Origin of the sequence: Candidatus Poriferisocius sp. (genome assembly GCF_965219815.1) — a bacterium.
In the GTDB taxonomy this organism is placed as follows: Bacteria; Actinomycetota; Acidimicrobiia; order Acidimicrobiales; family Bin134; genus Poriferisocius.
The window spans coordinates 336,621-358,125 of sequence record NZ_OZ244791.1; the positions used below are offsets into that span (position 1 = coordinate 336,621).

The 21,505-nt window shown below is 68.1% G+C and carries 19 protein-coding genes; 5 read left to right on the forward strand and 14 right to left on the reverse strand.

Features of this window, described 5'->3' with window-relative positions; genetic code table 11:
- Positions 1-27: 27 nt before the first annotated feature.
- Positions 28-2,976, reverse strand: a complete 2,949-nt coding sequence (locus ACOQPI_RS01625; RefSeq protein ID WP_420617979.1) for a PQQ-binding-like beta-propeller repeat protein — start codon at positions 2,974-2,976, stop codon at positions 28-30.
- A gap of 72 nt (positions 2,977-3,048) precedes the next feature.
- On the opposite strand from ACOQPI_RS01625, the gene ACOQPI_RS01630 reads away from it, so the two are divergent.
- Both ACOQPI_RS01630 and ACOQPI_RS01635 read left to right on the forward strand, forming a co-directional pair.
- Positions 3,049-3,378: a hypothetical protein gene (locus ACOQPI_RS01630; protein WP_419849392.1), complete on the forward strand. Its 330-nt coding sequence runs from the start codon at positions 3,049-3,051 to the stop codon at positions 3,376-3,378.
- A complete protein-coding gene (locus tag ACOQPI_RS01635; protein WP_420617980.1) occupies positions 3,353-3,793 on the forward strand; it encodes a YbaN family protein in 441 nt (146 codons plus the stop codon). Before ACOQPI_RS01630 ends, ACOQPI_RS01635 begins: the two co-directional genes overlap by 26 nt.
- 79 nt (positions 3,794-3,872) lie before the next feature.
- On the opposite strand, the gene ACOQPI_RS01640 is transcribed toward ACOQPI_RS01635, so the two are convergent.
- A complete protein-coding gene (locus tag ACOQPI_RS01640) occupies positions 3,873-5,180 on the reverse strand; it encodes an acyl-CoA dehydrogenase family protein (RefSeq protein ID WP_420617981.1) in 1,308 nt (435 codons plus the stop codon).
- A gap of 77 nt (positions 5,181-5,257) precedes the next feature.
- Here ACOQPI_RS01640 and ACOQPI_RS01645 point away from each other — a divergent pair, with 77 nt between their 5' ends.
- Positions 5,258-6,541 (forward strand): cytochrome P450, encoded by a 1,284-nt coding sequence (locus ACOQPI_RS01645; protein ID WP_420617982.1) that lies wholly within the window; start codon positions 5,258-5,260, stop codon positions 6,539-6,541.
- Positions 6,542-6,560: 19 nt separating this feature from the next.
- Here ACOQPI_RS01645 and ACOQPI_RS01650 read toward each other — a convergent pair whose 3' ends face one another.
- From ACOQPI_RS01650 to ACOQPI_RS01700, 11 genes are read right to left on the reverse strand one after another with little or no spacing between them, the layout of a single operon-like run.
- Complete coding sequence (locus tag ACOQPI_RS01650; protein ID WP_420617983.1) at positions 6,561-7,670, reverse strand: phosphotransferase family protein; 1,110 nt, start codon at positions 7,668-7,670, stop codon at positions 6,561-6,563.
- On the reverse strand, positions 7,667-8,851 hold the full coding sequence (locus ACOQPI_RS01655) for an amidohydrolase family protein (RefSeq protein WP_420617984.1): 1,185 nt from the start codon (positions 8,849-8,851) through the stop codon (positions 7,667-7,669). The genes ACOQPI_RS01650 and ACOQPI_RS01655 overlap by 4 nt, the downstream gene beginning before the upstream one ends.
- Positions 8,848-9,789, reverse strand: a complete 942-nt coding sequence (locus ACOQPI_RS01660; RefSeq protein ID WP_420617985.1) for an aminopeptidase P family N-terminal domain-containing protein — start codon at positions 9,787-9,789, stop codon at positions 8,848-8,850. Before ACOQPI_RS01660 ends, ACOQPI_RS01655 begins: the two co-directional genes overlap by 4 nt.
- Positions 9,786-11,006, reverse strand: coding sequence for a M24 family metallopeptidase (locus ACOQPI_RS01665; RefSeq protein ID WP_420617986.1), 1,221 nt, complete (start codon positions 11,004-11,006; stop codon positions 9,786-9,788). Before ACOQPI_RS01665 ends, ACOQPI_RS01660 begins: the two co-directional genes overlap by 4 nt.
- Positions 10,999-11,832 (reverse strand): enoyl-CoA hydratase, encoded by an 834-nt coding sequence (locus tag ACOQPI_RS01670; protein WP_420617987.1) that lies wholly within the window; start codon positions 11,830-11,832, stop codon positions 10,999-11,001. The genes ACOQPI_RS01665 and ACOQPI_RS01670 overlap by 8 nt, the downstream gene beginning before the upstream one ends.
- Before the next feature lie 8 nt (positions 11,833-11,840).
- Positions 11,841-13,022 (reverse strand): acyl-CoA dehydrogenase family protein, encoded by a 1,182-nt coding sequence (locus ACOQPI_RS01675; RefSeq protein WP_420617988.1) that lies wholly within the window; start codon positions 13,020-13,022, stop codon positions 11,841-11,843.
- 18 nt (positions 13,023-13,040) lie between these two features.
- Positions 13,041-13,712: an iron dependent repressor, metal binding and dimerization domain protein gene (locus ACOQPI_RS01680; RefSeq protein WP_420617989.1), complete on the reverse strand. Its 672-nt coding sequence runs from the start codon at positions 13,710-13,712 to the stop codon at positions 13,041-13,043.
- A 10-nt stretch (positions 13,713-13,722) separates the two neighbouring features.
- Positions 13,723-15,093 (reverse strand): class I adenylate-forming enzyme family protein, encoded by a 1,371-nt coding sequence (locus ACOQPI_RS01685; RefSeq protein ID WP_420617990.1) that lies wholly within the window; start codon positions 15,091-15,093, stop codon positions 13,723-13,725.
- The gene (locus tag ACOQPI_RS01690) at positions 15,090-16,763 is read right to left on the reverse strand and encodes a class I adenylate-forming enzyme family protein (protein WP_420617991.1); all 1,674 of its coding nucleotides are present in this window, start codon (positions 16,761-16,763) and stop codon (positions 15,090-15,092) included. Before ACOQPI_RS01690 ends, ACOQPI_RS01685 begins: the two co-directional genes overlap by 4 nt.
- Positions 16,764-17,693 (reverse strand): LLM class F420-dependent oxidoreductase, encoded by a 930-nt coding sequence (locus tag ACOQPI_RS01695; protein ID WP_420617992.1) that lies wholly within the window; start codon positions 17,691-17,693, stop codon positions 16,764-16,766.
- Positions 17,694-17,716: 23 nt separating this feature from the next.
- Complete coding sequence (locus ACOQPI_RS01700; protein ID WP_420617993.1) at positions 17,717-19,033, reverse strand: xylulokinase; 1,317 nt, start codon at positions 19,031-19,033, stop codon at positions 17,717-17,719.
- A 73-nt stretch (positions 19,034-19,106) separates the two neighbouring features.
- Between ACOQPI_RS01700 and ACOQPI_RS01705 the strand changes: the two genes are divergently transcribed.
- On the forward strand, positions 19,107-20,078 hold the full coding sequence (locus tag ACOQPI_RS01705; protein WP_420617994.1) for an NAD(P)-dependent oxidoreductase: 972 nt from the start codon (positions 19,107-19,109) through the stop codon (positions 20,076-20,078).
- Positions 20,075-20,734 (forward strand): class II aldolase/adducin family protein, encoded by a 660-nt coding sequence (locus tag ACOQPI_RS01710; RefSeq protein ID WP_420617995.1) that lies wholly within the window; start codon positions 20,075-20,077, stop codon positions 20,732-20,734. Before ACOQPI_RS01705 ends, ACOQPI_RS01710 begins: the two co-directional genes overlap by 4 nt.
- 187 nt (positions 20,735-20,921) lie before the next feature.
- Here ACOQPI_RS01710 and ACOQPI_RS01715 read toward each other — a convergent pair whose 3' ends face one another.
- Positions 20,922-21,491: a nuclear transport factor 2 family protein gene (locus ACOQPI_RS01715; protein ID WP_420617996.1), complete on the reverse strand. Its 570-nt coding sequence runs from the start codon at positions 21,489-21,491 to the stop codon at positions 20,922-20,924.
- Between the last annotated feature and the right edge of the window lie 14 nt (positions 21,492-21,505).

Genomic DNA, 21,505 nt, shown 5'->3' on the forward strand with positions numbered 1-21,505 from the left:
AGCGGCCGGTGCGGCTCACGGCGGGGTTCACGGGAGGGGCAGGACGCCGAGGCCATCGGGGAACGAGAGGCCGTAGTCGATGGTCTCCGGCGGCAGGGGCTGGTTGTCTTCGTCGAAGAGGATGCGGCGCACGGTGCCCTGTCTGGAGGCGGGGCCGATGCCCGAGTCGTTGAAGACCAGGGCCAGGTCGGCGTAGTAGAGGGTGCCGTCGAGCCCCACCGCGATACCCAGCGGCGATCCGGTGCTCATGGGCTCGAGGGCCAGCGTCTCGCCTTCGGGTGGGGCCAGCACGGTGCGGACGTAGTTGCCGTTGCCGTCGTACTGGTTGATGAAGCCGCCGAGGGTGTCGGACACGTACCAGCCGCCGCGGCCGTCGGCGGCAACGCCGGTGGTGAGACTGAGGCCGTTGCCCACTCCGATGAACAGCTCGACGGCAACCGCCTCGGGGTCGCACTCCTCAGCGGTGCGGGGCAGGTTGGAGTAGCGCTGCACTCCGATGGTGGGCGGGCGGGCCGATGCCACCAGCACGTCGTCGCCGTGGGCGGCCAGCTGCTGGGCGGTGGCGATGTCGTCGGCCACCACGCACCGGGCGCCGTCGTACGGGGGGAACCACACGGTGAGCTGGCCGGTGCCGGGGCCGGAGGCCTGGTTGCCCACGTCGGTGGTGAGCAGGCGACCGTCGGGCAGGAATGCGCAGCCGTAGGGCTCGGGCTGGCTGTCGGCGCTCTCAAAGTCGGGGGTGAGCTTGCCCACCTGGGTGGCGGTGAGGTTGCCGAGGGTGTCGCCCTCGAGTTGGAAGATGCCGAACCCGGCGGGGATCTCGGGCTGGCCGGTGTCTTCGCCGGCGATGAATCGGCCGTCGCCGGTGAAGCACACCTGGCCGTTGATGTCGCGGCCGTCGGGATCTTCACGGGCGTTGGTGATGAGCCGCTGGGTGCCGCCATTGTCGCCGTACACCACCAGGTTGTTGCCCTGGGGGCTGAAAACCAGATAGGTGGGTGGGCTTAGGGGCTCGGTTTGCAGCGGCGGATTGAAGCCGATGCTGGCCACCAGGCGGTCGAAGCCGTCGGCGGGGCCGGGGATGGCAGTGGTGTCGTGCAGGGCCAGCAGGCTGATGCGGTTGTAGGAGGCACCGGGGCGGGGCACGGTGCGGGCGACGCAGCCGCCGTCTTCTTCGAGCACGCACAGGTAGCCGCCCGAGGGGCGGTCGTCGCGCTCGGACACCAGCACACCGAAGGCCGACGCCCCCACTTCGGCGGCCGCGCTCCCCTCCCGCAGCCAAGCGGCGGGGTCGCCCAGGCCGCTGGAGGTGACGGTGAGCTCGAAGGGGTCGGTTTCAATCGACAGGGTGAGCATGGGGTTGGTGCCCGGCGGCGGGGTCTTGAAGTCGAAGCCCACGTCGCAAGGGGCGTCGATGCAGCGGCCCGACGCCCCCACCAGGCGGACCTGGCCGGCTTCGGGCTCGGGCTCTTGTTCGGGGGCGGTCTGGGCGGCGGCCTCCACGTCGGGGGCCACGGTGTAGCGGAACACGCCGGAGGTCTCCGAAGGGCCGGCTGATCCCGGCTCGCGGAAGCCGGCTACGGCCCACATGTCGCTTCCCACGATGGCCACTCCCCCGGAGATGAGACCGGTGAGCTCGTCGGACCACAGCACCTCGCCGGTGTCGAGGCGCAAAGCCCGCAGGGTGAAGTCGAGCGAGCCCACGAACACCACCCCGTTCACCTCGGTGGTGGGCGAGTAGGTGGGGCCCACGGCGTGCTGTTGCCAGACGATCTCGCCGGTGACGGCGTCGAAGGCGTGCATGCAGGGGCAATCGGCCACCCCGGTGCCTCCGGCGATGATCCCATTCGCGTAGGCGGCGGGGCCGATGAAGCCGCCGCTGGAGAAGTTGGGGCGGATCACGTTGTCGGCGGTGGCCCGGGTTTTCCACACCAGCTCGCCGGTGTCGCGGTTGACCACGTAGAACACGGCGTCTTTGTTGCCGAGGCCGACGAGGTCTTGGCCGTCGGCGGTGAACAGCACTGGCACTCCAGAGAAGTCGGAGTCGTCGTTGTTGGGCGGGTGGGGCTGGAAGCTCCAGGCGGGCTCGCCGGTGTCGATGTTCACCGCGAACAGGGCCTCGGTGTAAGGGCCCCAACCGTCAGGTGAGGTGGGGCAGTTGGCGCTGCCGGCAAACATGAGGCGGCGCTCAAGGTCGACCGACGGCGACCCCCACACTCCCCCGCAGCCCTGATGGTCGCCCCCCTCAAGGTCGAAGTGCCAGAGCAGCTCGCCGGTGGCCAGGCTGACGGCCACCACTCCGGCGGGGAAGGGGGCATTGTGGGTGTCGAAGGTGGCGATGACGCGGTCTTCCACCACGATGGGGGTGGTCTCCAGTTCGGTGGGCCAGCCGGGCTCGCCCAGGGCGTGGGTCCAGATCACGGTGCCGTCGGCGGCGTTGAGGGCGTGGATGGTGCGCCCGGCGTTGAACACCACCGCGGGGGTGCCGTTGATCACGGTGTAGGAGGCCGAAGAGGTGATCTGCCCGGCATAGACGTTGTCGTGGTACTCGGCGTCGAAATGCCACAGCTCGGTGCCGTCGGCGGCATTCAAGGCGTAGAAGCGCCCGGCCCAGTCGCCCACATACAGCACGCCATCCACCACCACTGGGGCGGCGGTGACCACGTCGCTGGTGTTGAAGTACCAGATGCGACGCAGGCTGGCGGCGGAGTCGGGGCTGATGCCGCTGTCGCAGGGGTAGGAGAAGGTGCGATCGATGCCGTGGCCCCACATAGGCCAGTCGCAGGTGGGGCCGGTGGGAGCGGTGGGCTGAGCGGGGGCGGCAGGCGTCGGTGCCGGCCCGGTGGGCTGGGCGGTTTCTGCTGCGGTGGGGGTGGATGTGCTCGGACTGACGGGCTGGTCGTCGTCACCGCCGCAGGCTGCTGCGATGAGGGCGAGAGCCAGGCAGAGGGCGACGAGGCGCGGTAGCCAGCTCATGGTGGGACGATGGTAGTGAAACCTCCCATTCGGTGAGACGGCGACCGACAAGGGGTGGGAGACTGAGGGTGAATGACCGTTGACACCGCTCCGGCCGAAGTCGAGGTTCCTAATACGGCTGAGCGCCGGTTCAGCCAGTCGATGGTGGTGTCGGGAACCCGATGCCTGCTGACCTACTTGGTGTTCCCGTATCTGCTGCCGGTGCTGGGGTTGGCCGACTCGGTGGGGCCCGCCATCAGCGTTCCCATCGGCCTAGTGGCCATTGTGTTCAACGGTTTGAGCATCCGGCGGTTCTGGCGGGCCGACCATCGGCTGAAGTGGCCAGTGAGCACGGTAAACGTTCTGGTGATCGGGCTGCTGTGCTACCTGACTGTGCGTGACCTCGTCGAGCTCGCCGGCTGAGCCCGGCGATCCTGCCGCTCTGAGCCACTCCAAAGTGGCCCGCAACCCGCTGGTACGGGGTCTGTGGGTCATTGGCGGGCTGGTGTGTGTGGCGGTTGGGGCAATCGGGGTGATCGTGCCGGGGTTGCCGTCGACGGTGTTCTTCATCATGGCCGCCGCGGCGTTCAGCCGGTCGAGCGAGCGGATGGAGCAGTGGGTGTTGAACCTGCCCGGCGTGGGCAAGCTGGTGGCCGACTATCGATCGGGATTGGGGATGCCGTGGCGGGCGAAAGTCATTGCCGGGACGATGATCGTGGTCGCGGTGGGGTTGAGTTCCGGGCTGGCGATTGGCTCGTGGACGTGGCGAGGCGTCGTGATCGGGTTGGGAATCGTGGGACTTGCCTACATCTTCGGCCGAGTGCCGACAAAGCGATAGCCGAGGCGGGTTTCCTAGCACTATTCGTCCGCTCTGGCCCCGCCCCGGCTTCAATCAGGCAGTGTATCACCCTGTGTCGCTAGAGGTTGGCGATTTCGTGTTCTATGCGGGATTCGATGTATTGGCGGGCGTTGGCTATGCGGGTGGGGAGGTGCATGGAGGGGAACAGGCCGTCAGAGGGCTTGTAGCTCTTGAGGATCTGCTTGGCGATGGTGTCTTTGTGTACCTCGGTGGGGCCGTCGGCGATGCCCATGACGGGGCCGCTCATCCACATGGAGGTGAGGGGCATGAGGTTGGACACGCCGAGGGAGCCGTGGGCGTGCATGGCCCGGTACACCACGTCGATCAGCACCTTGGGGGTGGCCACCTTGACGCCGGCGATGTGCTGGCGCACCTTGGCGTAGTCGCCCTCGTTGTCGATCAGCCAGGCGGTGTGGAGCACCTGGAGGCGGAACTGCTGGATCTGGATCCAGGAGTCGGCGATCCAGTGCTGGATCGACTGCTTCTCGCCGATGAGCGAGCCCTTGGTCTCCCGCGACAGCACCCGCTCGCACATCATGTCGAGGGCCCGCTGGGCCACTCCCACCGAGCGCATCCCGTGATGGACCCGGCCGCCACCGAGGCGGGTTTGGGCGATCTTGAAGCCCGACCCCTCGTCGCCCAGCAGGTTCTCGGCGGGCACCCGCACGTCGTTGAACCGGAGATAGGCGTGGTCGCCGTCTTCCAGATCCTCGGTGCCGAGGCCCACGTTGGCCACCACCTCGATGCCGGGGGTGTCGGTGGGCACCAGCATCATGGACGAGCCCCGGTACACCGGCACGTCGGGGTTGGTGATGAGCATGACGATCATGAACCGGGCGTACTTGAAGTTGGAGGCGAACCACTTCTCGCCGTTGATCACCCACTCGTCGCCGTCGCGGTGAGCCGAGCAGGTGAAGTAGTTGGGGTCGGAGCCGCCCTGGGGCTCGGTCATGGCGTAGGTGGAGGAGATCTTGCCGTCGAGCAGGGGCTGGAGGTAGAGCTCCTTCTGCTCGTCGGTGCCGTAGTGGGCGATGATCTCGGCGTTGCCGGAATCGGGCGCCTGGCAGCCGAACACCACCTGGGCCCACAGAGCCCGGCCCAGGATCTCGTTCATCAGGGCCAGCTTCACCTGGCCGTAGCCGAGGCCGCCGAGGTGGGGGCCCATGTGGCAGGCCCACAGGCCTTGGTCTTGCACCTGCTTCTGGAGCGGGCGGATCAGGGCGTTGGCCGTCTCATTGGTGCGGTCGAAGGGGTTGACCTCACCCCGGAAGTAGAGGTCGATCGGCTCGATCTCGGTGGTGACGAAGGTGTCCATCCAGTCGAGCTTCTCTTGGAATTCGGGCTCTACAGAAAAATCAATGGCCATGGGACTACCGCACTCTCTGGGTTGGACTTAAAGTGGCTGCCTATGAAGTTCGAGACTTGGTATAGCAGCGGCTTGACATGAAGTTCGAGATGACTCCGGGCGAGATTTTAGCCGCCGCCCGAGCCCCCGAACCCGGTGACGAAGGGTACGACCCGTTTGACGCCTTCGACCAAGCCCAGGGGGCCGAGCACTCCATCAATCCCTATGAGGTGTACACCGAGCTCTTGGCCCAGTGCCCGGTCCACCGGGGCAGCGTGTCGGAGATGCTGGGGGCAGTGAGCGTGAGCGACCTGATGGCCGGGGAGCGGCAGATCGTGAACGTGCTGTCTTACGACGGCGTGGAGGCGGTGCTGCGGGACGGGGCCACGTTCTCGTCGTCGGGGTATGCCGAATCGATGGGACTGGTGATGGGCCACACCATCTTGGAGATGGACGAGCCCGAGCACGGGCAGTACCGCAAGCTGATCCAGCAGGCGTTCACCCGCCGGGAGATGGAGCGGTGGGAGCACGACATTGTGAACCCGGTGCTCGACCACTACATCAACGCCTTCATCGACCGGGGCCGGGCCGATCTGGTACACGAGCTGATGTTCGTGTTCCCGGTACATGTGATCGCCATCGCGCTGGGCCTGCCGGAGGCCGACCTGCCCGCCTTCTACCGGCGGGCGGTGGAGATCACCAACATGGCCACCCAGATCGAGCGGGGGTTCGCAGCATCGCAATGGCTGTACGACTTCTTGGAGCCGGTGGTGGAGGGCCGCCGGGCCGATCCGCAGGAGGACCTGATCAGCATCTTGGCCCATGCCGAGCTGGACGGGCAGCGGCTGACCAACGACGAGATCATCGCCTTCTGCCGGCTGCTGCTGCCCGCGGGGGCGGAGACCACCTATCGGGCGGCCAGCAACATGATGGTGGGGTTGCTGTCGGATCCAGCGCAGTTGGAGGCGGTGCGGGCCGACCGGTCGCTGGTGACCGCCGCGGTGGAGGAGGCGCTGCGGTGGGAGGCGCCGCTAACCGGGATCTCTCGCACCGCGACAGCCGATGCAGTGGTGGACGGTATCGAGATCCAAGCCGGGACGGCGGTGAATACCTCTCTGGGCTCGGCCAATCACGACTCTTCCCGCTGGGACGACCCCGAGCGGTTCGACATCTTCCGCCAGCCCAAAGGCCACATGGCCTTCGCCACCGGGCCGCACCTGTGTTTGGGCATCCACTTGGCCCGCATGGAGATGCGGGCGGTGCTGGAGCACCTGCTGGACCGGCTTCCCGGCCTGCGCCTCGACCCCGAAGCCGAGGTCCCGGAAATCGCCGGCCTGGCCTTCCGGGCCCCCGCAGCTCTCCCGGTGGTGTGGGACGCCTGAGCGGTTGGTCGAGCGGCCGCTAGAGGGTGGTGGTTTGAGCCAGGGCGGCGGCGTCACGGGCTAAGTCGAGCACCACGCGGCCGAAGGCTTCCATTCTCGGGTTGTCGGCGCCGCCGGCGACGAAGCGGGCGTAGCCGCCCTCCAGCACGATGGCCAGCTTGAAGCGGGCCAGGATCACGTAGTAGTCGATCTCGTCGACGTCGCGCCCCGACATGGTGGCGTAGCGCTCCAGCAGGTCGTCGCGGAAGGGCAAGCCCTCGTAGTCGACGTAGCCCACCGTGGGGCGGCCGGCTTCGTCTTCGGGCCAGTTCATCACCACCCAGGCCAAATCCAGCAGCGGGTCGCCCACGGTGCCCATCTCCCAGTCGACGATGGCGGCCATCCGGGCGGGCGCGCCGTGGTGGAACATCACATTGGCGAACTGGTAGTCGCCGTGCATGATGCCGGGCGTGTAGCTGCGGGGGGTGCGGCCCCGGAGCCAGTCGCCGGCGGTGTCGAGGCCGGGGATGTCTCGGAACTTGAAGCGTTCGAGGTGGGCGTACCAGCGGTCGACCTGGCGCTCGTGGAAGCCGTCGGGGCGGCCGAGGCCTTCAAGGCCGTTGGCCTGCCAATCCACCTTGGACAGCCGGGCGATGGCATCGACCAGCTCGTAGGCCAGACCGGGGCGGGCATCGATGTCGGACCCGAATGGCTCGGGCCAGCCGGGCTCGCTGATGGGCGACCAGCCGTCGACGAAGTCCATGAGGTAGAAGGCCGCCCCGATAACGCTGGTGTCGTCGGTGCCGCCGGCGGCCCGGGCGTGGGGGACGTCGGTGTCGGCCAGGGCGGAGAGGATGCGGAACTCCCGCATCATGGTCTCGTTGCGGCCGTCGGGAACCTTGCGGGGTGGGCGGCGCAGGGCCCAGCGGTGCTCGCCCCGGCAGATCTCGAAAATCTCGTTTGATGCGCCACCGGAGATGAACCGGCTGGTGATGGGCTCGCCCTGGCCGGGCAGGCCCTGGGCGTCCATCCACTCCCCCAGCGCGACCGGCTCGATCAGACCCTTGGTGCGCTCGGCCTCGGAGGCCTCGTCGGTGTCGGAACGCGAGAAGACGCTGGAGTCCGTGGTTTGCTCTGGTTGTTCGCTCATGCGGCAGGTCGAAGGGTGAGGAGCTCTTTGAGATTCTCGGACATGACCTTTTTCTGGTCTTCGGGGCTGCGGTGGGCCACTTCCTTGATGAAGTCGAGCGGCTTGCCCAAGCCCTCCGGGTGGGGGAAGTCGGAGCCGAACAGCACCCGGTCGATGCCGATGTGATCGATCAGGCCGGGGATGTCCTCCTCATAGAAGGGGCTCACCGAGATGTGGCGGCGGAAGGTTTCCACCGGGTCTTCGGCGAATTCCTGGGGCATCTTGCCGTAGGCGTGCGACAGCTCGAGCAGCAGCGGGGCCACCCACGTGGAGCCGTTCTCGATGCAGGCCACCCGCACGCTGGGGTGACGCTCGAACAGGCCGTGGCAGATCATGGCGGCCATGGTGTCGAAGATGGGCCGGCCGTGGCTGATGACGGTGCGGAAGGCACCGGGTTTGAACGGCAGGAACTCATCACGGCCGCCCTCCCAGTCGCTGGCGTAGGCGTCGTAGCCGGAGTCGGAGGCGTGGCAGGTGACCAAGATCCCGGTTTGCTCCACCGCATTCCAGAAGTCGTCGAACTCGGGCAGGCCCATGGAACGGGAGCCCCTCACCCCCGGCACCGGGGCGGGGCGGATCAGCACGGCTCGGGCGCCGTTTTCCACGCACCACTCCAGTTCCTCGATGGCCCGGCGGGGGTCGGGCAGGGTGATGATCGGCGTGGGGAAGATGCGGTCGTGGTAGTTGAACGTCCACTCATCGAGCATCCACCGGTTGAAGGCGGTGATGGCGGCGTGCGTCAGGTTGACGTCGTCTTTCATCCGCTCTTCGAGCAGCGAGGCCAGCGTGGGGAACAGAAGGGTGGCGTACACCCCCTGCTCGTCGAGCAGCTTGACACGGTCTTCGGGATGGCGGAAGGCGGGCAGGCAGCGGATGGGCTTGCCGGTGAACTCCCGCAGAGTCATGCCGTCGGGGTTGTTGCCCCGGTAGTACTCCTCCCACGCGCCGGGGGCGGCCACCACCTCGAAGGTGGGGTTGGGGATGTACTCGCTGATCTTGTTGTTGATGGCGATCTTGGTGCGGCCCTCGATGTCCACGTAGCGGATGGCGCTTCGGTAGCGCTCGGGGAGGTGGCGGGTGAAGGCGTCGATGGGCTCGTAGAGGTGATTGTCGGCGTCGTAGGCGTGGTAGTCGAGGTTCATGGCTCCTCCGAGGAGAGGATTTCGGGTGTTGATTCGGTGACGAGAACCGTGTCGCGAGCATATTCCTCGGCGGTGCTCGCGCTCACGCTGAGCACCATGTGTTCTTCAAGGACTTCGCTCTTGCCGTAGTGGGGGTTGATCACCGGGGGCTCGAAACCCATACCGCTACCTCGAATGAGCCAATCGCCGTCGGGGGCGGCTTGGCGGAGGTCTTGACCGGTGGCACCAGGGACGCAGGCGGCAATGAGGGCAGCGTGGGGGCGGCCCTCGGGGGGTGCGCCGCCCGCAGTGCGGCCCAGGCCGCCCTCGTAGTGGGACCGGATGCAGCTGAAATCGACGATGGGGCCTTGCACTCGGGGCTCGGCGGCGGGGGTGGACGATCCGGCCAGGGCCATGGCCTCCACGCCGGCGGCCAGACGCTGGGCATCGGTGCCGGGATGGGCAAGGGCGGCTTCGGCGGCTTCGGCGGCCACCGCGCAGGCGGCCCGGATGGCGTCGACCTCCGAGGGGAGCTTGGTGCGACGGGCCCTGAGCAAGACGTCGTCGACGGGGACGATCTCAGCGTTGGGCGCCACTGCGCTGAGCAGCCCGGCCATGCCCGGCGACCAGGCGTCGACCCCCACCCGTTGGGCGGTGGCCATGCCCGGGTTTGCGGCCAGGCGCTGGTAGATGATGGCCCCGTTCCAGGTGATGCCGTGGAGGTGGTCTAAATCGATGTCTTCGGGGACGCCTTCGTCCCAGGTGGACAGCAGAAAGATCTCGCCGGTGGCGACATTGAGGGTGCATACCGGGCCGAACGGGCGGGCGCCTGCGGTCCAGAGCTGGTGGGCGCCGGTGATGTAGTTGATGTGGTCTTGGCGTCCGGCCACCAGCATGTCGATCCCGCCGGCGGCCAGGGCATCGACCGCTCGGGTCCGGCGTTGGAGGTGCAGGCTCACGTGGGCACCTCGAAGGGGTCGTAGTGGTGGCCGCCGCCCAAGGGGATCCAGCCGTCTTCGGTGACGGCCACGATCTCCTCGGCCCGGTAGCCGCCGGTGCCGTCGTCCCAGATGGCGGGCTCCAGCACCAGCACCATGCCGGGCTCCAGGGTGTTGGCGGCGTCGAAGTCGGGGCCGTTGTCGGTGCCCAGGAAGGGCATCTCGGCGCTCTCGATGCCCACGCCGTGGACGAGGTAGAAGTGGGGCATCCAGGGGCGCTCGCCGTGTGGCTGGTGGGCGGCGTCGGCGGCAGTGGCCGCGGCGCACACGTCGGCGAAGGTGGCGCCGGGAACGATGGCCTCGTAGGAAGCGTCCATCACCGCCAGCCACCGCTCGAAGCAGCGCTGCTCGGCGGGGGTGGGCGGGCGGCCGACAACCCAGGTGCGGCCGAAGTCGGAGGCGTAGCCGTGGTAGTCGCTGCCGGCGTCCACCCAGACGAGGTCGCCCTCGGCGTAGACGGGGTCGCCCCACCAGGTGGGGAAAGCGAGGTGGCCGGTGGTGGTGCGAGGGCCGTCGGCCATGCGGCGGGCCATGGGCTGGAAGATGACGTCGATCATGTTGGCGTCGATGCCCTCCTCCCGGAGGCGGCGGAGGAATACGGCAGCCAGCTCGCTGCGGCGCACGCCGGGGACGAGGGCTTCTTGCACTGAGGCCATGGCTCGGTTGGTGCGGGCTTGGGCCTGGTGGATGCAGGCCAGCTCGTCGATGGTCTTGTGGAGCTTGACCGCGCCCATGGTGTTGGCGGCGTCGGTGATGTCGGCGGCCGACAGCACGCCGGTGCGGCGCATGGCCCCGGTCATCAGGTCGATGCCGATGCGCCCACCTTGGGCTGTTTTGCCCAGGATGGCGTCGAGTTGGGCGCCGAGGTCGGCGGCACCCTCGTCGATATCGGGCCACACCGCTGGGTGTGCGTCGACGTCGAGGCCGTCGGAATCGCCGCCCAGCAGGCAGGGCTGGGATTGGCCGGCCAGAACCACGGCCACCGGACGATTGGCCGAGACGTGGGTGGCATCGGCAGCTATGGGCAGGCAATCGGTGGCGTAGGCCACATGGGGACCGTGGAGCAGAACCAGGGCGTCGAGTCCGTCGGCGGCCATCTGGGCCTGGAGCTTGGCGTACCGCTCCCGCCGCAGCCGCTCGACGTCGAGCTCCAGCGTGCCGGTGAGCGGCTTACTCATCGCGGTGCTCGGCGAAGACTTCCTTCATCGACGACTTCTGCATGCGCCGTTCCAGCGCGCCGAGGGCGGTGTCGGTGTTGTGCATCCAGTGATGGGCCATGAAGTGGTAGTCCCAGGAGTCTTTCTGGCCCATCAGCTCGAGGGTCTTGTTGATGGACCGCTTCACCACCGCTGCGGTGGCCGGGGGCACCAGGGCGATGGCATCGGCCATCTCCTTGGTGGTGGCGGCCAACTCGTCGCGGGACACCACCCGGTTGACCATGCCCAGGCGCTCGGCGTCGGCCGCGGAGATGGTCTGGGCGGTGAGCAGGAACTCCTTGGCCTTGCGGGGCGGCATCTCCCACGGCTCGATGAGGATCTCCACCGCGGCGCCGGTCATGCGCAGTACCGGGTTTTGGAAGGAGGCGTCGTCGGAGGCCACGATCAGGTCGCACATGGCCGCCAGCATCACCCCCGCGGCGATGCACTTGCCGTGGACGGCGGCGATGGTTGGCTTGGGGAAGTCGCGGATGCGCAGGCAGCGGTCGAAGTACATGGTTTTCTCGTGGAGGAACTTGCCCTCGGGGGTGTCGCGCATGAGCCGCCACTTGTCGGGCTCCACGTCGCCCACCAGCGCCTTGAGGTCGTGACCGGCGGAGAAGTGGCGGCCGTTGGCGGCCATCACCACCACCCGCACCTCGTCGTCGGCCTCGGCCAGGTCGAAGGCGGCGTCGAGCTCGTCGATGAGCTGGGTGTCTTGGGCGTTGGCCACATCGGGCCGGTTCAAGGTGATGGTGGCCACAGCCTCATCGACTTGGTATTCGATGGTGTCGAAGGCGGTGCTCATGGGTGCTCCTATCGGGGCTCTCGGGGGAGGCCCAGGGTGCGCTCGGCGATGATGTTTCGCTGGATTTCGCTGGTTCCGGCGAAGATCGTCGCGGCTTGATAGTACAGCCAGGAGCGCTGCCAGCGGCCCTCGCCGGGGTTGTGGGGGTCGCCCCGCCACAGGGGGGCAGCGGCGCCCAGCACGTCCATGGCCGTTCCGTGCAGGCGCTGGCTCATCTCGCTCCAGAAGAGCTTGGCGGTGGCTGACTCGGGGCCGTGGTCGCGGCCGTGGGCCAGCCGGGACAGCACCCGCCAGTTCTGGAGCTGGAACAGGCGGACCTCGATGTAGGAGCGGGCCAGCGCTTGGCGGATCACGGGATCTTGGCTGCGACCGGTGACGGCGGCCAGGCGGAACAGCTCTTCGAGCAGCTGGAGGTGGATGACGAGCTGGCGGGGGTTGGTGCCCCGCTCCACGGTGAGGGTGGACTGCGACACCCGCCAGCCGTTGCCGGGCTCGCCGATCACTTGGTCGTGGGCCACGAACACGTCGTTGAGGAAGACCTCGTTGAAGTCGGACTCGTCGGTGATCTGGCGCAGGGGGCGGATGTCCACCCCGGGGGCGTGCATGTTCACCATGAAGACGGTGATGCCCCGGTGCTTGGGCTCATCAGGGTGGGAGCGGGCCAGGCACAGGCCCCAGTCGGCGAACTGGGCGTAGGAGGTCCACACCTTCTGGCCGCTGAGCCGCCATCCGCCGTCGGCGGGAACGGCCCGGGTGGACAGCGACGCCAAATCGCTGCCCGCATCGGGCTCGCTGAAAAGCTGGCAGAAGAGCTGCTCGGCAGGGAGGATCGAGGGGAGCCAGCGCTGTTTCTGCTCGTCGGTGCCGTGGGCCAGCAGGGTCGGACCGATCAGGTTCACGCCGAGGCGACCGACCAGCTCGGGGGCCCGAGCCCGGGCCAGCTCCTCTTGGACGATGTAGTGATGGAGCGGGCCGGCCCCCCGACCGCCGAACTCAACCGGCCAGGAGACGCCCACGAAGCGGGCTTCGGCCAGAGCGGCCTGCCATTTGCGGAGATAGGCGACCTCTTCGGCCAGATCGTCGAACAGCGGCGGCAGGCCTTGGCCGTATTCCCAGGGAAGATTCTGCTGGAGCCACTGACGGCACTCCTGTCGCAGCGCCTCCTGGTCTGGTGTGGGAGTTAGGTCCACATCTATCCGGGCGGCGGTTTAGGCGGCGGTGACGAAGATGCGCTCGCTGGCGAAGCCGCCGATGCCGACGTGGTTGCCGTCGATCTCCACCGTGGTGGTGCCGTCGGGGGAGGAGGCGGTGATGATCCCCTGGGCGCCGGGGACTACCGAGGAGCCCTCTAGGAAGTCGAGCAGACCCTCGGTGAACTCCAGCTCTTCGGTGATGCGGGTGACTACGAACCGCTTGCCCACCTCGATCTTGGCCAGTGCCTGGGTTGGGGGGGCCTGGTAGGCAGAACCGGGGATGGGGTTGCCATGAGGGCAGGTGGTGGGATCGTCGAGCACCCGCATCATGGCCTGCTCCACCAGGGGGGAGATGACGTGCTCCCACTTGCCGGCCTCGGCGTGGGCGTCGGCCCACGACAGGCCCAGCACCTGGGTGAGGAAAACCTCGGCCAGACGGTGACGGCGCACCACCCGCTCGGCCAGGTCCATTCCGTCGGGGGACAGTTCGATCGACCGGCCCTTGAGGGTGACCAGGCCCTCGGCCTCCAAGCGGTGGATCATCTCGGATACAGCAGGGCGGGACACGTCGAGGCGCTCGGCCACCCGAGCCTGGATGACGTCTACGTCGTCTTCGGCCAGCTCGAAGATGGTCTCGCAATACTCTTCGAACGCCGGGTGCCACTCGGGGGTCTGGTATTGGGCCACGACTGGGAGTTTATCGGGTTGGGGGCCGGAGTTTTTCGGCCAACTGGGTGCGGTCGGGTTTTCCCGAGGGCATCGTGGGCATGTCGTCGATCGGGATGATGCGCTCGGGGGTCATGAAGCGGGCGGCGCCGGACTCGGCGAACCAGCGGCGGCACTCATCGAGGTCGAAGGATCCATCGACCACCACAAAGGCGGCCACCCGCTCGCCGAGGCGGTGGTCGGGCTCTCCCAGTACCACGGCCTGGCCCACCGCCGGGTGGGACTCGAGGATGGCCTCCACCTCGTTGGCATCGATGTTCTCGCCACCCCGGATGATCTTGTCGCCCAGCCGTCCGACGACGGTAAGAAAGCCTCCTTCATCGATCTGGCCCAGGTCGCCGGTGCGGAACCAGCCGTCGTCGGTGAAGGCAGCGGCAGTGTGGGCGGGGTCTAGGTAGCCGACGGTCACCTCGGGGCCGTGGACCTGGATTTCGCCGTGCTCGTCAATCCTGATCTGGGTGGGCGAGAACGGGCGGCCATCGGTGTTGGCCATGCGCTCGGGATCGTCGTCGTTGGTGCAGGTGGTGACGGTGGGTGCCTCGGTGGAGCCGTAGGCCCGCTTGACGATGCAGCCGAAGGCCTCTCGGGCCCGATGCACGAAGGCGGGGGTGACACTGGAGCCACCGATGGAGAGGAATCGAAAGGAGGCGGTTCGGCTGGGGCTGAAGTTGGGGTGGTCCATGAGGTCGTTGAAGAAGGTGGGCGGTCCGATCATGTAGGTGGCCTGCTCCTGCTCGATGAGCCGCAGGGCCTCCCCCGGGTCCCAGCGGGCCATGAGCACGGTCTTCATGGAGAGCGCGCCTGGGATGAGCACGCCGTGCAGGAGGCCGGCCACGTGGGCCAGCGAGGCCGGGAACAGCACGGTGTCGTCGGCGGTGAGGCCGCTGATGTGGATGTACTGGCGGACCTTGTAGGCGATGGAGGCCTGGGTGTGGACCACTCCCTTGGGGACGCCCGATGAGCCGGAGGTGAACATGATGAGGGCCCGGTCGTCGGGGTTGGTTGGGGCGGGGGGATGGGGAGAGGGGTCGCCCGCGGCGTGGTCGGTGGGATCGAAGATCCGGTTGAGGCCGAGAAGGGCGAACGCATGATCCCGCTGGCGGCCGCCGTCGGCGTGGAGCAGGGGGACTGGAACTGCGCCGGCTCGCCAGCAGGCCCGATAGGCGACTACGCCCTCGGGGCTGGTGGGGAGCTGGAAGGCAGTGGGCTGGCCCGGTTCGAGATCAGCCGACGCCCGGTCGGCCCAGTCGATGACCTCCTCGGTGGACAAACGGCGGTCTCCGGCGACGATGAAGTCGTCCCGTCGGGGCACGACGGTGAGAAGGTCGTGGATGAAGGTCATCCGGAGAAGCGCTCGGTGAGGATCTGTTGGACTCCGATGCGGTCGATCTTGCCCGAGTCGAGCCAGGGCAGCTCGTCGGGGGTGTCGTAGACGGCGAGATGGCGGGGAACCTTGTACGACGCCACCCGCTCGGCGGTGTAGGCGACGAGCTGTTCGGCGGTCAGCGGCTGGCCGGGGCGCAGCACCACCGCGGCGGCCACGTCTTCCAGCCGGTCGGGATGGGGCACGCCGCAGACAAAGGCGTGCATGACCTCTTCGGGCTCTTCCAGCACCAGCTCCACCTCTCGGGGGGCGATGTTCATCCCCGCCGACTTGATGAGGTCGCCCATCCGGCCGGTGAAGAAGAAGTAGCCGTGCTCGTCGAAGTAGCCGCCGTCTCCGGTGCGGTACCAGCCGTCGGGGGTGAAGGCGTCGGCCCGCTCCACTTTGTACAGGCCGGTCATGAGGGCGTAGCCCCTCACCCACACCTCGCCCTGCTCCCCCGTCGGGCAGTCTTCACCCGTGGCCGGATCGACGATGCGGTGCTCCATGCCCGGCGCGGTCCAGCCGAACGATCCCCGCTTGTCCTCGGGCAGTTGGTTGCCCATCACACCCAGGGTGTGGGGGCCGAGTGTCTCGGTCATGCCCAGCGAGTTGACCCGCAGCTCGACGTCGCCGATCCGCATCTCGGGGGGCAGGAGCACGTCGAGGCTGCCGCCCCGCACCGAGGACAGGTCGCGCGTTTCGAAGTCGGGGTGGTCGGTGAGCATCCTGGACATGTGGGGCCAGCCGGCCACGATGGTCACCCGCTCCCGCTCGATGAGGGCCAGGGTCTCGCCGGGGTCGAACCGCTCCTCGAACACCATTGCGGCGCCCACGTGGATGGCGGCCACCAGGGTGAACGACATGCCCCCCACCCAGAACAGGGGCATGGGGGTGTAGAGGCGGTCGTCGGGGGTGAGGTCGCGGTACTGCCCCAGGTTGTGGGCGTGGCGCACCATCGGCCCCTGGGCATGGATGGCGCCCTTGGGCGCGGCGGTACTGCCCGAGGTGTACACCACCACGAACTCATCGGCCGGGGTCACCTGGGCCTCGGCGGCGGCCAAGAGCTCGTCGCTCACTGCTTCGCCGGCGGCCAGCAGGTGGTCCATCGACCTGGCCCAGGGCCGGTCGGGCTGGCCCCAAACCCACACCGATCGCAGATAGGGGTGCGACAGCGAGCGGATGGCGGGATCGTCGCCGGGGCTGGCGATCTCCTCGATGCGGTCGAGGTAGTCGTGGCCAAGATGGCGGGGGGCGCACAACAGCACCTGCACATCGGCGTGGCGCAGGGCCCAGTCGAGCTCTCGGGCCTTGTAGTAGGTGTTGAGCATCACGCCGAGGGCGCCGATGCGGCCGATGGCCAGCCAGGCGGCGATCCAGTCGGGGCCGTTGGGGGCCAGCAGCCCCACCCGGGTGCCCTTGCCCACGCCGATGGCCAATAGCCCCTTGGCTATGGCGGCCGAGGCGTCGTCGGCGTCGGCGTAGGTCATGCGCTGGTCTTCCAGCACGCCCAGCAGCCGATGGCCGTGGGCATGCACCGCGGCCCGGATCATCGCCGGAATGGTCGGCTCGTGGGGCGGGAACTCGATCGGATCGGCCGGGGCGGGAATCGGCAGGACGACGGGGCCGGTCGGGCCGGGGTCAGGCATTTAGGTGCTCTGGGACGGGGCGATGACGGTTTCGCCGTAGCGGCGCATGGTGTCGAGGGTGGCTTCGATGTCGTCGCCGGGGAGGTTGACCGTGATCCAGGTCACCCCCAGGGCTTCGAGGTCGGCCAGGGCGGCGATGTGGGCGTCGGCGTCGAAGTCGGGGTCGGCCGGTCGGCCGCCGACGTGGTTCAGATAGCTGACGTCGATGTCGGCGGGGTCTCGGCCGGCCTCGTCCACATAGGTCCACAGCTCGTCGAGCAGGGCCGCCAAATCGTCCAGGGTCTCCAGCGGCGGGGTCCGGGCCGTGGTGGCCAAAACCCGGGGAGCGGGGAACGGGGTCCAGCCGTTGGCCATGGTGGCCACCCGCCGGCGGGCCCGCTTGGAGTTGCCGCCGATCCAAATGGGCGGATGGGGCTTCTGGACCGGTTTGGGGTTAGCGGTTTGGCCCAGGGCGGTGAAAGTGCTGCCCTCGTAGGCGAAATCGTCGGTGGTCCAGATGCCGATCATGACCTCGATGGCCTCGTCGAAGATCTGGTTGCGGTTGTTGAAGTCGACGCCGAGAGCCTTGAACTCGCCCTTGAGGTAGCCGGAGCCGGTGGCGAAGATGAATCGGCCGCCGGAGAAGGCATCGACGGTGGCGATGGCCTTGGCCATGATGAACGGGTTCCGGTAGGGCACCACCACGATGTTGGGGATGAGCTTGATGCGGTCGGTGACCGCGGCGCAGAAAGCCAGGGCGGCAAAGGGGTCCACGGCGTCGTGGCCGCCGGCGCTGAGCCAGCGGTCGGTGGGCGCGGGATGGTCGGTGAAACCCAGCCCGTGGAACCCGGACTCCTCGGCGGTGCGGGCGAAGTCCACCACGCCCTGCTTGGTGATCAGCCTCTGGTCCCACGGGGGGGCCACCATCGGAAACGTCACTGCGAACTTCATGGATCTCCTCTTTTGTGCGCGCCTTACTGTGCAGCCTCGCTTTGAGAATCGCAAGCGGCGCGCCATTGGGGGTAGCGGCGGTTGCAGGCCTCGGCCCAGTCGGGTCGGGGCTCAACCCGGTGGCCAGTACGGGCCCAGCGGCGAGCCTCGGCCCAGTCGCCGGACTCCAGGCCAGCGCAGATGCGGGCCAGCCAGGCCGCTCCCCTCGCGGCCCCCTCGGGCACGGCGGTGACGTCTACCGGCAGGTTGGTGGCGTCGGCCAGGGCCTGCATCCAGCGCTCGACCTGAGTGCCCCCGCCCACGGCCACAATGCGCTGGGGGTTCGTGCCCGCCAAATCGAGATGGTGGCGGACAACGAATCCGGCGGCCTCGTAGGCCGCGGCCAGCACATCGGCGGGGGTGTGGCCCACATCGAGGCCGACCAGTGCGGCCCGCAGGTCGGGGTCGTGGCGGGGGGTGCGCTCGCCCCGGATGTAGGGCACCCATAGCGGCACGCGGTCGGGGTGGTCTGGCTCAGCGGTCGGATCGCCGGTGAGGCCCCGGACCCGCTCCAGGAACAGGCCGCCGGCATTGCTCGGCCCGCCGATGGCGGACAGGCCGGGTTGGAGATGGGGGATGGTCCACAACCCCTCGGCCTCCGGCCACCCCTCGCCCACCGCCCAAGTGATGAGGGTGGTGCCGCAGATCACCAGCACGTCGCCCGGCGAGTCGGCCCCGGCCACGAGCTGTTCGGCCAGGGCGTCCACGGTGCCGGCGGCCACCGGGGCATCGCCTCGCTCTCCGATGGGGGTGGAATCCATCGCTAGATGGGGGAGCTTGCCGGGATCGCACCACTGGGCGTCCCAACCGTCGGCACCGAACACCGGAAGGCAGGTCATGGCGGTGACCCCGTCGATGGCGGCCGCTCCGCACAACGCGTGGCTGGCCACCGCCTGGGCCGGCCAGTAGGCGTGGGCGTCGGGCACAGCCTGCTCTAGCGAGCGCAAGAAGCCGACGAACTCGCCGTCAGGGTGGTACCCTCGGTGGTCGCCGTAGAGGATTCCCGGCGAGACCGGCATCCCGTTGGCGTCGACCGCGGCCAGCGACGGAACCATGGCGGCCAGGCCGATGCCCGCCACTCGGTGATCGGCCGACACCGAATCGCAGGCTTTGATCACGCCGGTATGCCACACCGCAGCGGCATCGTGCTCAAGCACCGCCGGGATGGGGGCGTTGATGGCGTGGGGGATCCGAGTCCGGGCGCAGACTTCGCCGTGGGCGTCGACCGCTATTGCCTTTACCGAGGTGGTGCCGATGTCGATGCCCACCGTCACCTCGACTGTCTCAGCCACAGCCGTCAACCGTAGTGGTCGGCTTGCGAAATGGCGTGGTGTCGATGGAGTGAACCGCGGCTTCGAACCATACGCTCATAGCGTGAGCAGACCGAGAGCGCTGGTTACCGCTCCGCTGCGGGGGCCGGGCTTGGACCGGCTGCGGGAAGTGGCCGACGTGGAGTTCGACCCGTGGATCGAATACCAGCCCTTCCGTCTTTATGGCGCCGATGACTTGGCCGCTCGGCTGGCAGAGGCGTCGGCCGATCTGCTGGTGTGCGAGGCCGACGAGTGCCGGGGGCCGGTGTTCGAGCAGCCGCTTCGGGCCGTGGCCTCCACCCGGGGCGATCCCACCAACGTGGACGTGGCCGGAGCCACCGCGGCGGGCATTCCGGTGCTCCATGCCCCGGGGCGCAACGCCGATGGGGTGGCCGAGATGGCGGTGGCGTTGATGTTTGCGGTCAGCCGCCGCGTGGTGTTGGGCGACCGGGACATGCGGGCGGGCACGGTGTTTGGCGACACCATCCCCTACCAGCGATATCGGGCCTGGCAGATGGCCGGCCGCACGGTGGGGCTGGTGGGTCTGGGAGCAGTGGGGCGAGCGGCCAAATGGCGCTTCGAGGGCCTAGGGATGAGGGTGACGGCCTACGACCCCTATCAGCCCGACGCCGACTGCGAGCTAGACGAGCTGCTGGCCACCGCCGACGTGGTGTCGATGCACGCCCCGGTCACCCTGGAGACGATGGGGATGATCGGAGCCAAGCAGTTCGCGGCCATGCGGCCGGGGGCCATCTACGTGAACACCGCTCGGGCCGCACTGCACGACACCGACGCCCTGGTGGAGGCCCTGGCATCGGGCCATCTAGGGGGCGCGGGGCTCGACCACGTACAGGGCGAGATCCTCCCGCCCGATCATCCGCTGACCACGCTCGACAACGTGGTGCTGACCCCCCATGTGGGCGGCGCCACCTACGACACCGAGGTGAATCAAACCGACATGGTGGTGGAGGACATTTGCCGGCTCCTGGCCGGAGAGCGCCCCCACCACCTGGCCAACCCGGAGGTGTGGCAATGACCGACAGCACCGATATTCGAGCCCAAGTGGTGGCCGCCGCCCAGGCCATGGACGCGGCCGGGCTGGTGGTGGGCACGGCGGGAAACGTGTCAGGCCGGGACGGCGACGGCATGATCTGGCTGACCCCCTCGGCGCTGTCCTACGACCAAGTGAACGTAGACAACCTGGCGGCAGTTGACCTGGACGGGAACCTGTTGGAGGGCACATCTCGGCCCTCCACCGAGAAGGCCATGCACCTGGCCTGTTATCGAGCCTTCCCCGAGGTGGGCGGGGTAGTGCACTGCCACCCGATACACGCCTCGATGTTTGCAGTGGCCCACAAGAGCATCCCCGCAGTGATCGAGGAGGTCATCGTGTACCTCGGTGGTGACGTGCCGGTGTCCGACTACCAGCCCACCGGCTCCGATGAACTGGGCGAAGAGGTGGTGCGCCACCTGGCCGACCGCTCAGCGGTGCTGATGGCCAACCACGGCATGCTGTGCATCGGCGAGTCGCCCGACCACGCCCTCCACGCCGCCCTGGTGGCCGAGCACACCGCCCGCATCGTCTGGGGCGCCAGCAGCCTCGGCGACCCCGTCGACCTCCCCGAAAAAGCCCGCACCGACTTCGAAGGCGTCTACACCTACCTCCGCACCGGAACCTGGTCGGTAAATTAGTGGTATGACTTCTTCGGATAACCGACCAAGATGGATGAGTCGGGACGAATTCTTGAGTCAGGTTCTCCCCCACCAGGCCGACCCAGGCTTGGCGGATGACTTGGCAGAATTTGCCGAGGAGACTCAGACCTCACGGCTCGAAGAACTCGAAGTCATTCGGGAATCGAGAAGCCCTTTTCGTAGCTGGTCAGACGGTGACGAGCTCTAGGGGGGCGATTTCTTCGAGGCTGATGGGGCGGTCGGCGACGCCTTCGAAGGCATCGTTGGCGGAGTAGACCTCTTCGCCCCGCAGGCGGGCCTCGGGGTCGTCGAGATCAACCGGCCACACGATGCCCATGCGGGCTTGGGCGAGGTAATAGGAGTCCACGTCGGGAACCTCGATGCCCATGGCCTCCAAGGTGCGGCCCGGGTAGGCCATGCTCATCACGCCCTCGGTGAACACGGCATCGTCGTCGGCGATGACTCGGTCGCAGTCGAATTCGAGGCGGTGGGCGCCGGTCTGCACGATGCTGCGGTCGTAGAAGCCCCGGATGGCGTCGCGGTCACCGCCGGGGCTGGCGATGGGATCGTCGGGGTTCGACCAGATGATGTACTGGGGCTTCTCGCTGAGGGTGGCCACCACCCCTTCGATGTCGGCCTGGGCCTCGCACTTCATGTGGGCCAGCACCAGCTCCAGCACATGGCGCCGCCGGGGGTTGGTCTCAGCCTCCAGCTTCTCGGCCACCAGCCGCCACGTCTTGTTGGGATTCATCTTCATCGGCACTGCCTTTC

What these genes read in the sequence shown, in the direction of transcription:
- ACOQPI_RS01710 (WP_420617995.1), top strand. Translation starts at nt 20,075, where the DNA reads ATGACCGACAGCACCGATATTCGAGCCCAAGTGGTGGCCGCCGCCCAG.
- ACOQPI_RS01685 (WP_420617990.1), bottom strand. Translation starts at nt 15,093, where the DNA reads ATGACCTTCATCCACGACCTTCTCACCGTCGTGCCCCGACGGGACGAC.
- ACOQPI_RS01670 (WP_420617987.1), bottom strand. Translation starts at nt 11,832, where the DNA reads ATGAGCACCGCCTTCGACACCATCGAATACCAAGTCGATGAGGCTGTG.
- ACOQPI_RS01655 (WP_420617984.1), bottom strand. Translation starts at nt 8,851, where the DNA reads ATGAACCTCGACTACCACGCCTACGACGCCGACAATCACCTCTACGAG.
- ACOQPI_RS01630 (WP_419849392.1), top strand. Translation starts at nt 3,049, where the DNA reads ATGACCGTTGACACCGCTCCGGCCGAAGTCGAGGTTCCTAATACGGCT.
- ACOQPI_RS01625 (WP_420617979.1), bottom strand. Translation starts at nt 2,976, where the DNA reads ATGAGCTGGCTACCGCGCCTCGTCGCCCTCTGCCTGGCTCTCGCCCTC.
- ACOQPI_RS01640 (WP_420617981.1), bottom strand. Translation starts at nt 5,180, where the DNA reads ATGGCCATTGATTTTTCTGTAGAGCCCGAATTCCAAGAGAAGCTCGAC.
- ACOQPI_RS01695 (WP_420617992.1), bottom strand. Translation starts at nt 17,693, where the DNA reads ATGAAGTTCGCAGTGACGTTTCCGATGGTGGCCCCCCCGTGGGACCAG.
- ACOQPI_RS01715 (WP_420617996.1), bottom strand. Translation starts at nt 21,491, where the DNA reads ATGAAGATGAATCCCAACAAGACGTGGCGGCTGGTGGCCGAGAAGCTG.
- ACOQPI_RS01665 (WP_420617986.1), bottom strand. Translation starts at nt 11,006, where the DNA reads ATGAGTAAGCCGCTCACCGGCACGCTGGAGCTCGACGTCGAGCGGCTG.
- ACOQPI_RS01645 (WP_420617982.1), top strand. Translation starts at nt 5,258, where the DNA reads ATGAAGTTCGAGATGACTCCGGGCGAGATTTTAGCCGCCGCCCGAGCC.
- ACOQPI_RS01650 (WP_420617983.1), bottom strand. Translation starts at nt 7,670, where the DNA reads ATGAGCGAACAACCAGAGCAAACCACGGACTCCAGCGTCTTCTCGCGT.
- ACOQPI_RS01690 (WP_420617991.1), bottom strand. Translation starts at nt 16,763, where the DNA reads ATGCCTGACCCCGGCCCGACCGGCCCCGTCGTCCTGCCGATTCCCGCC.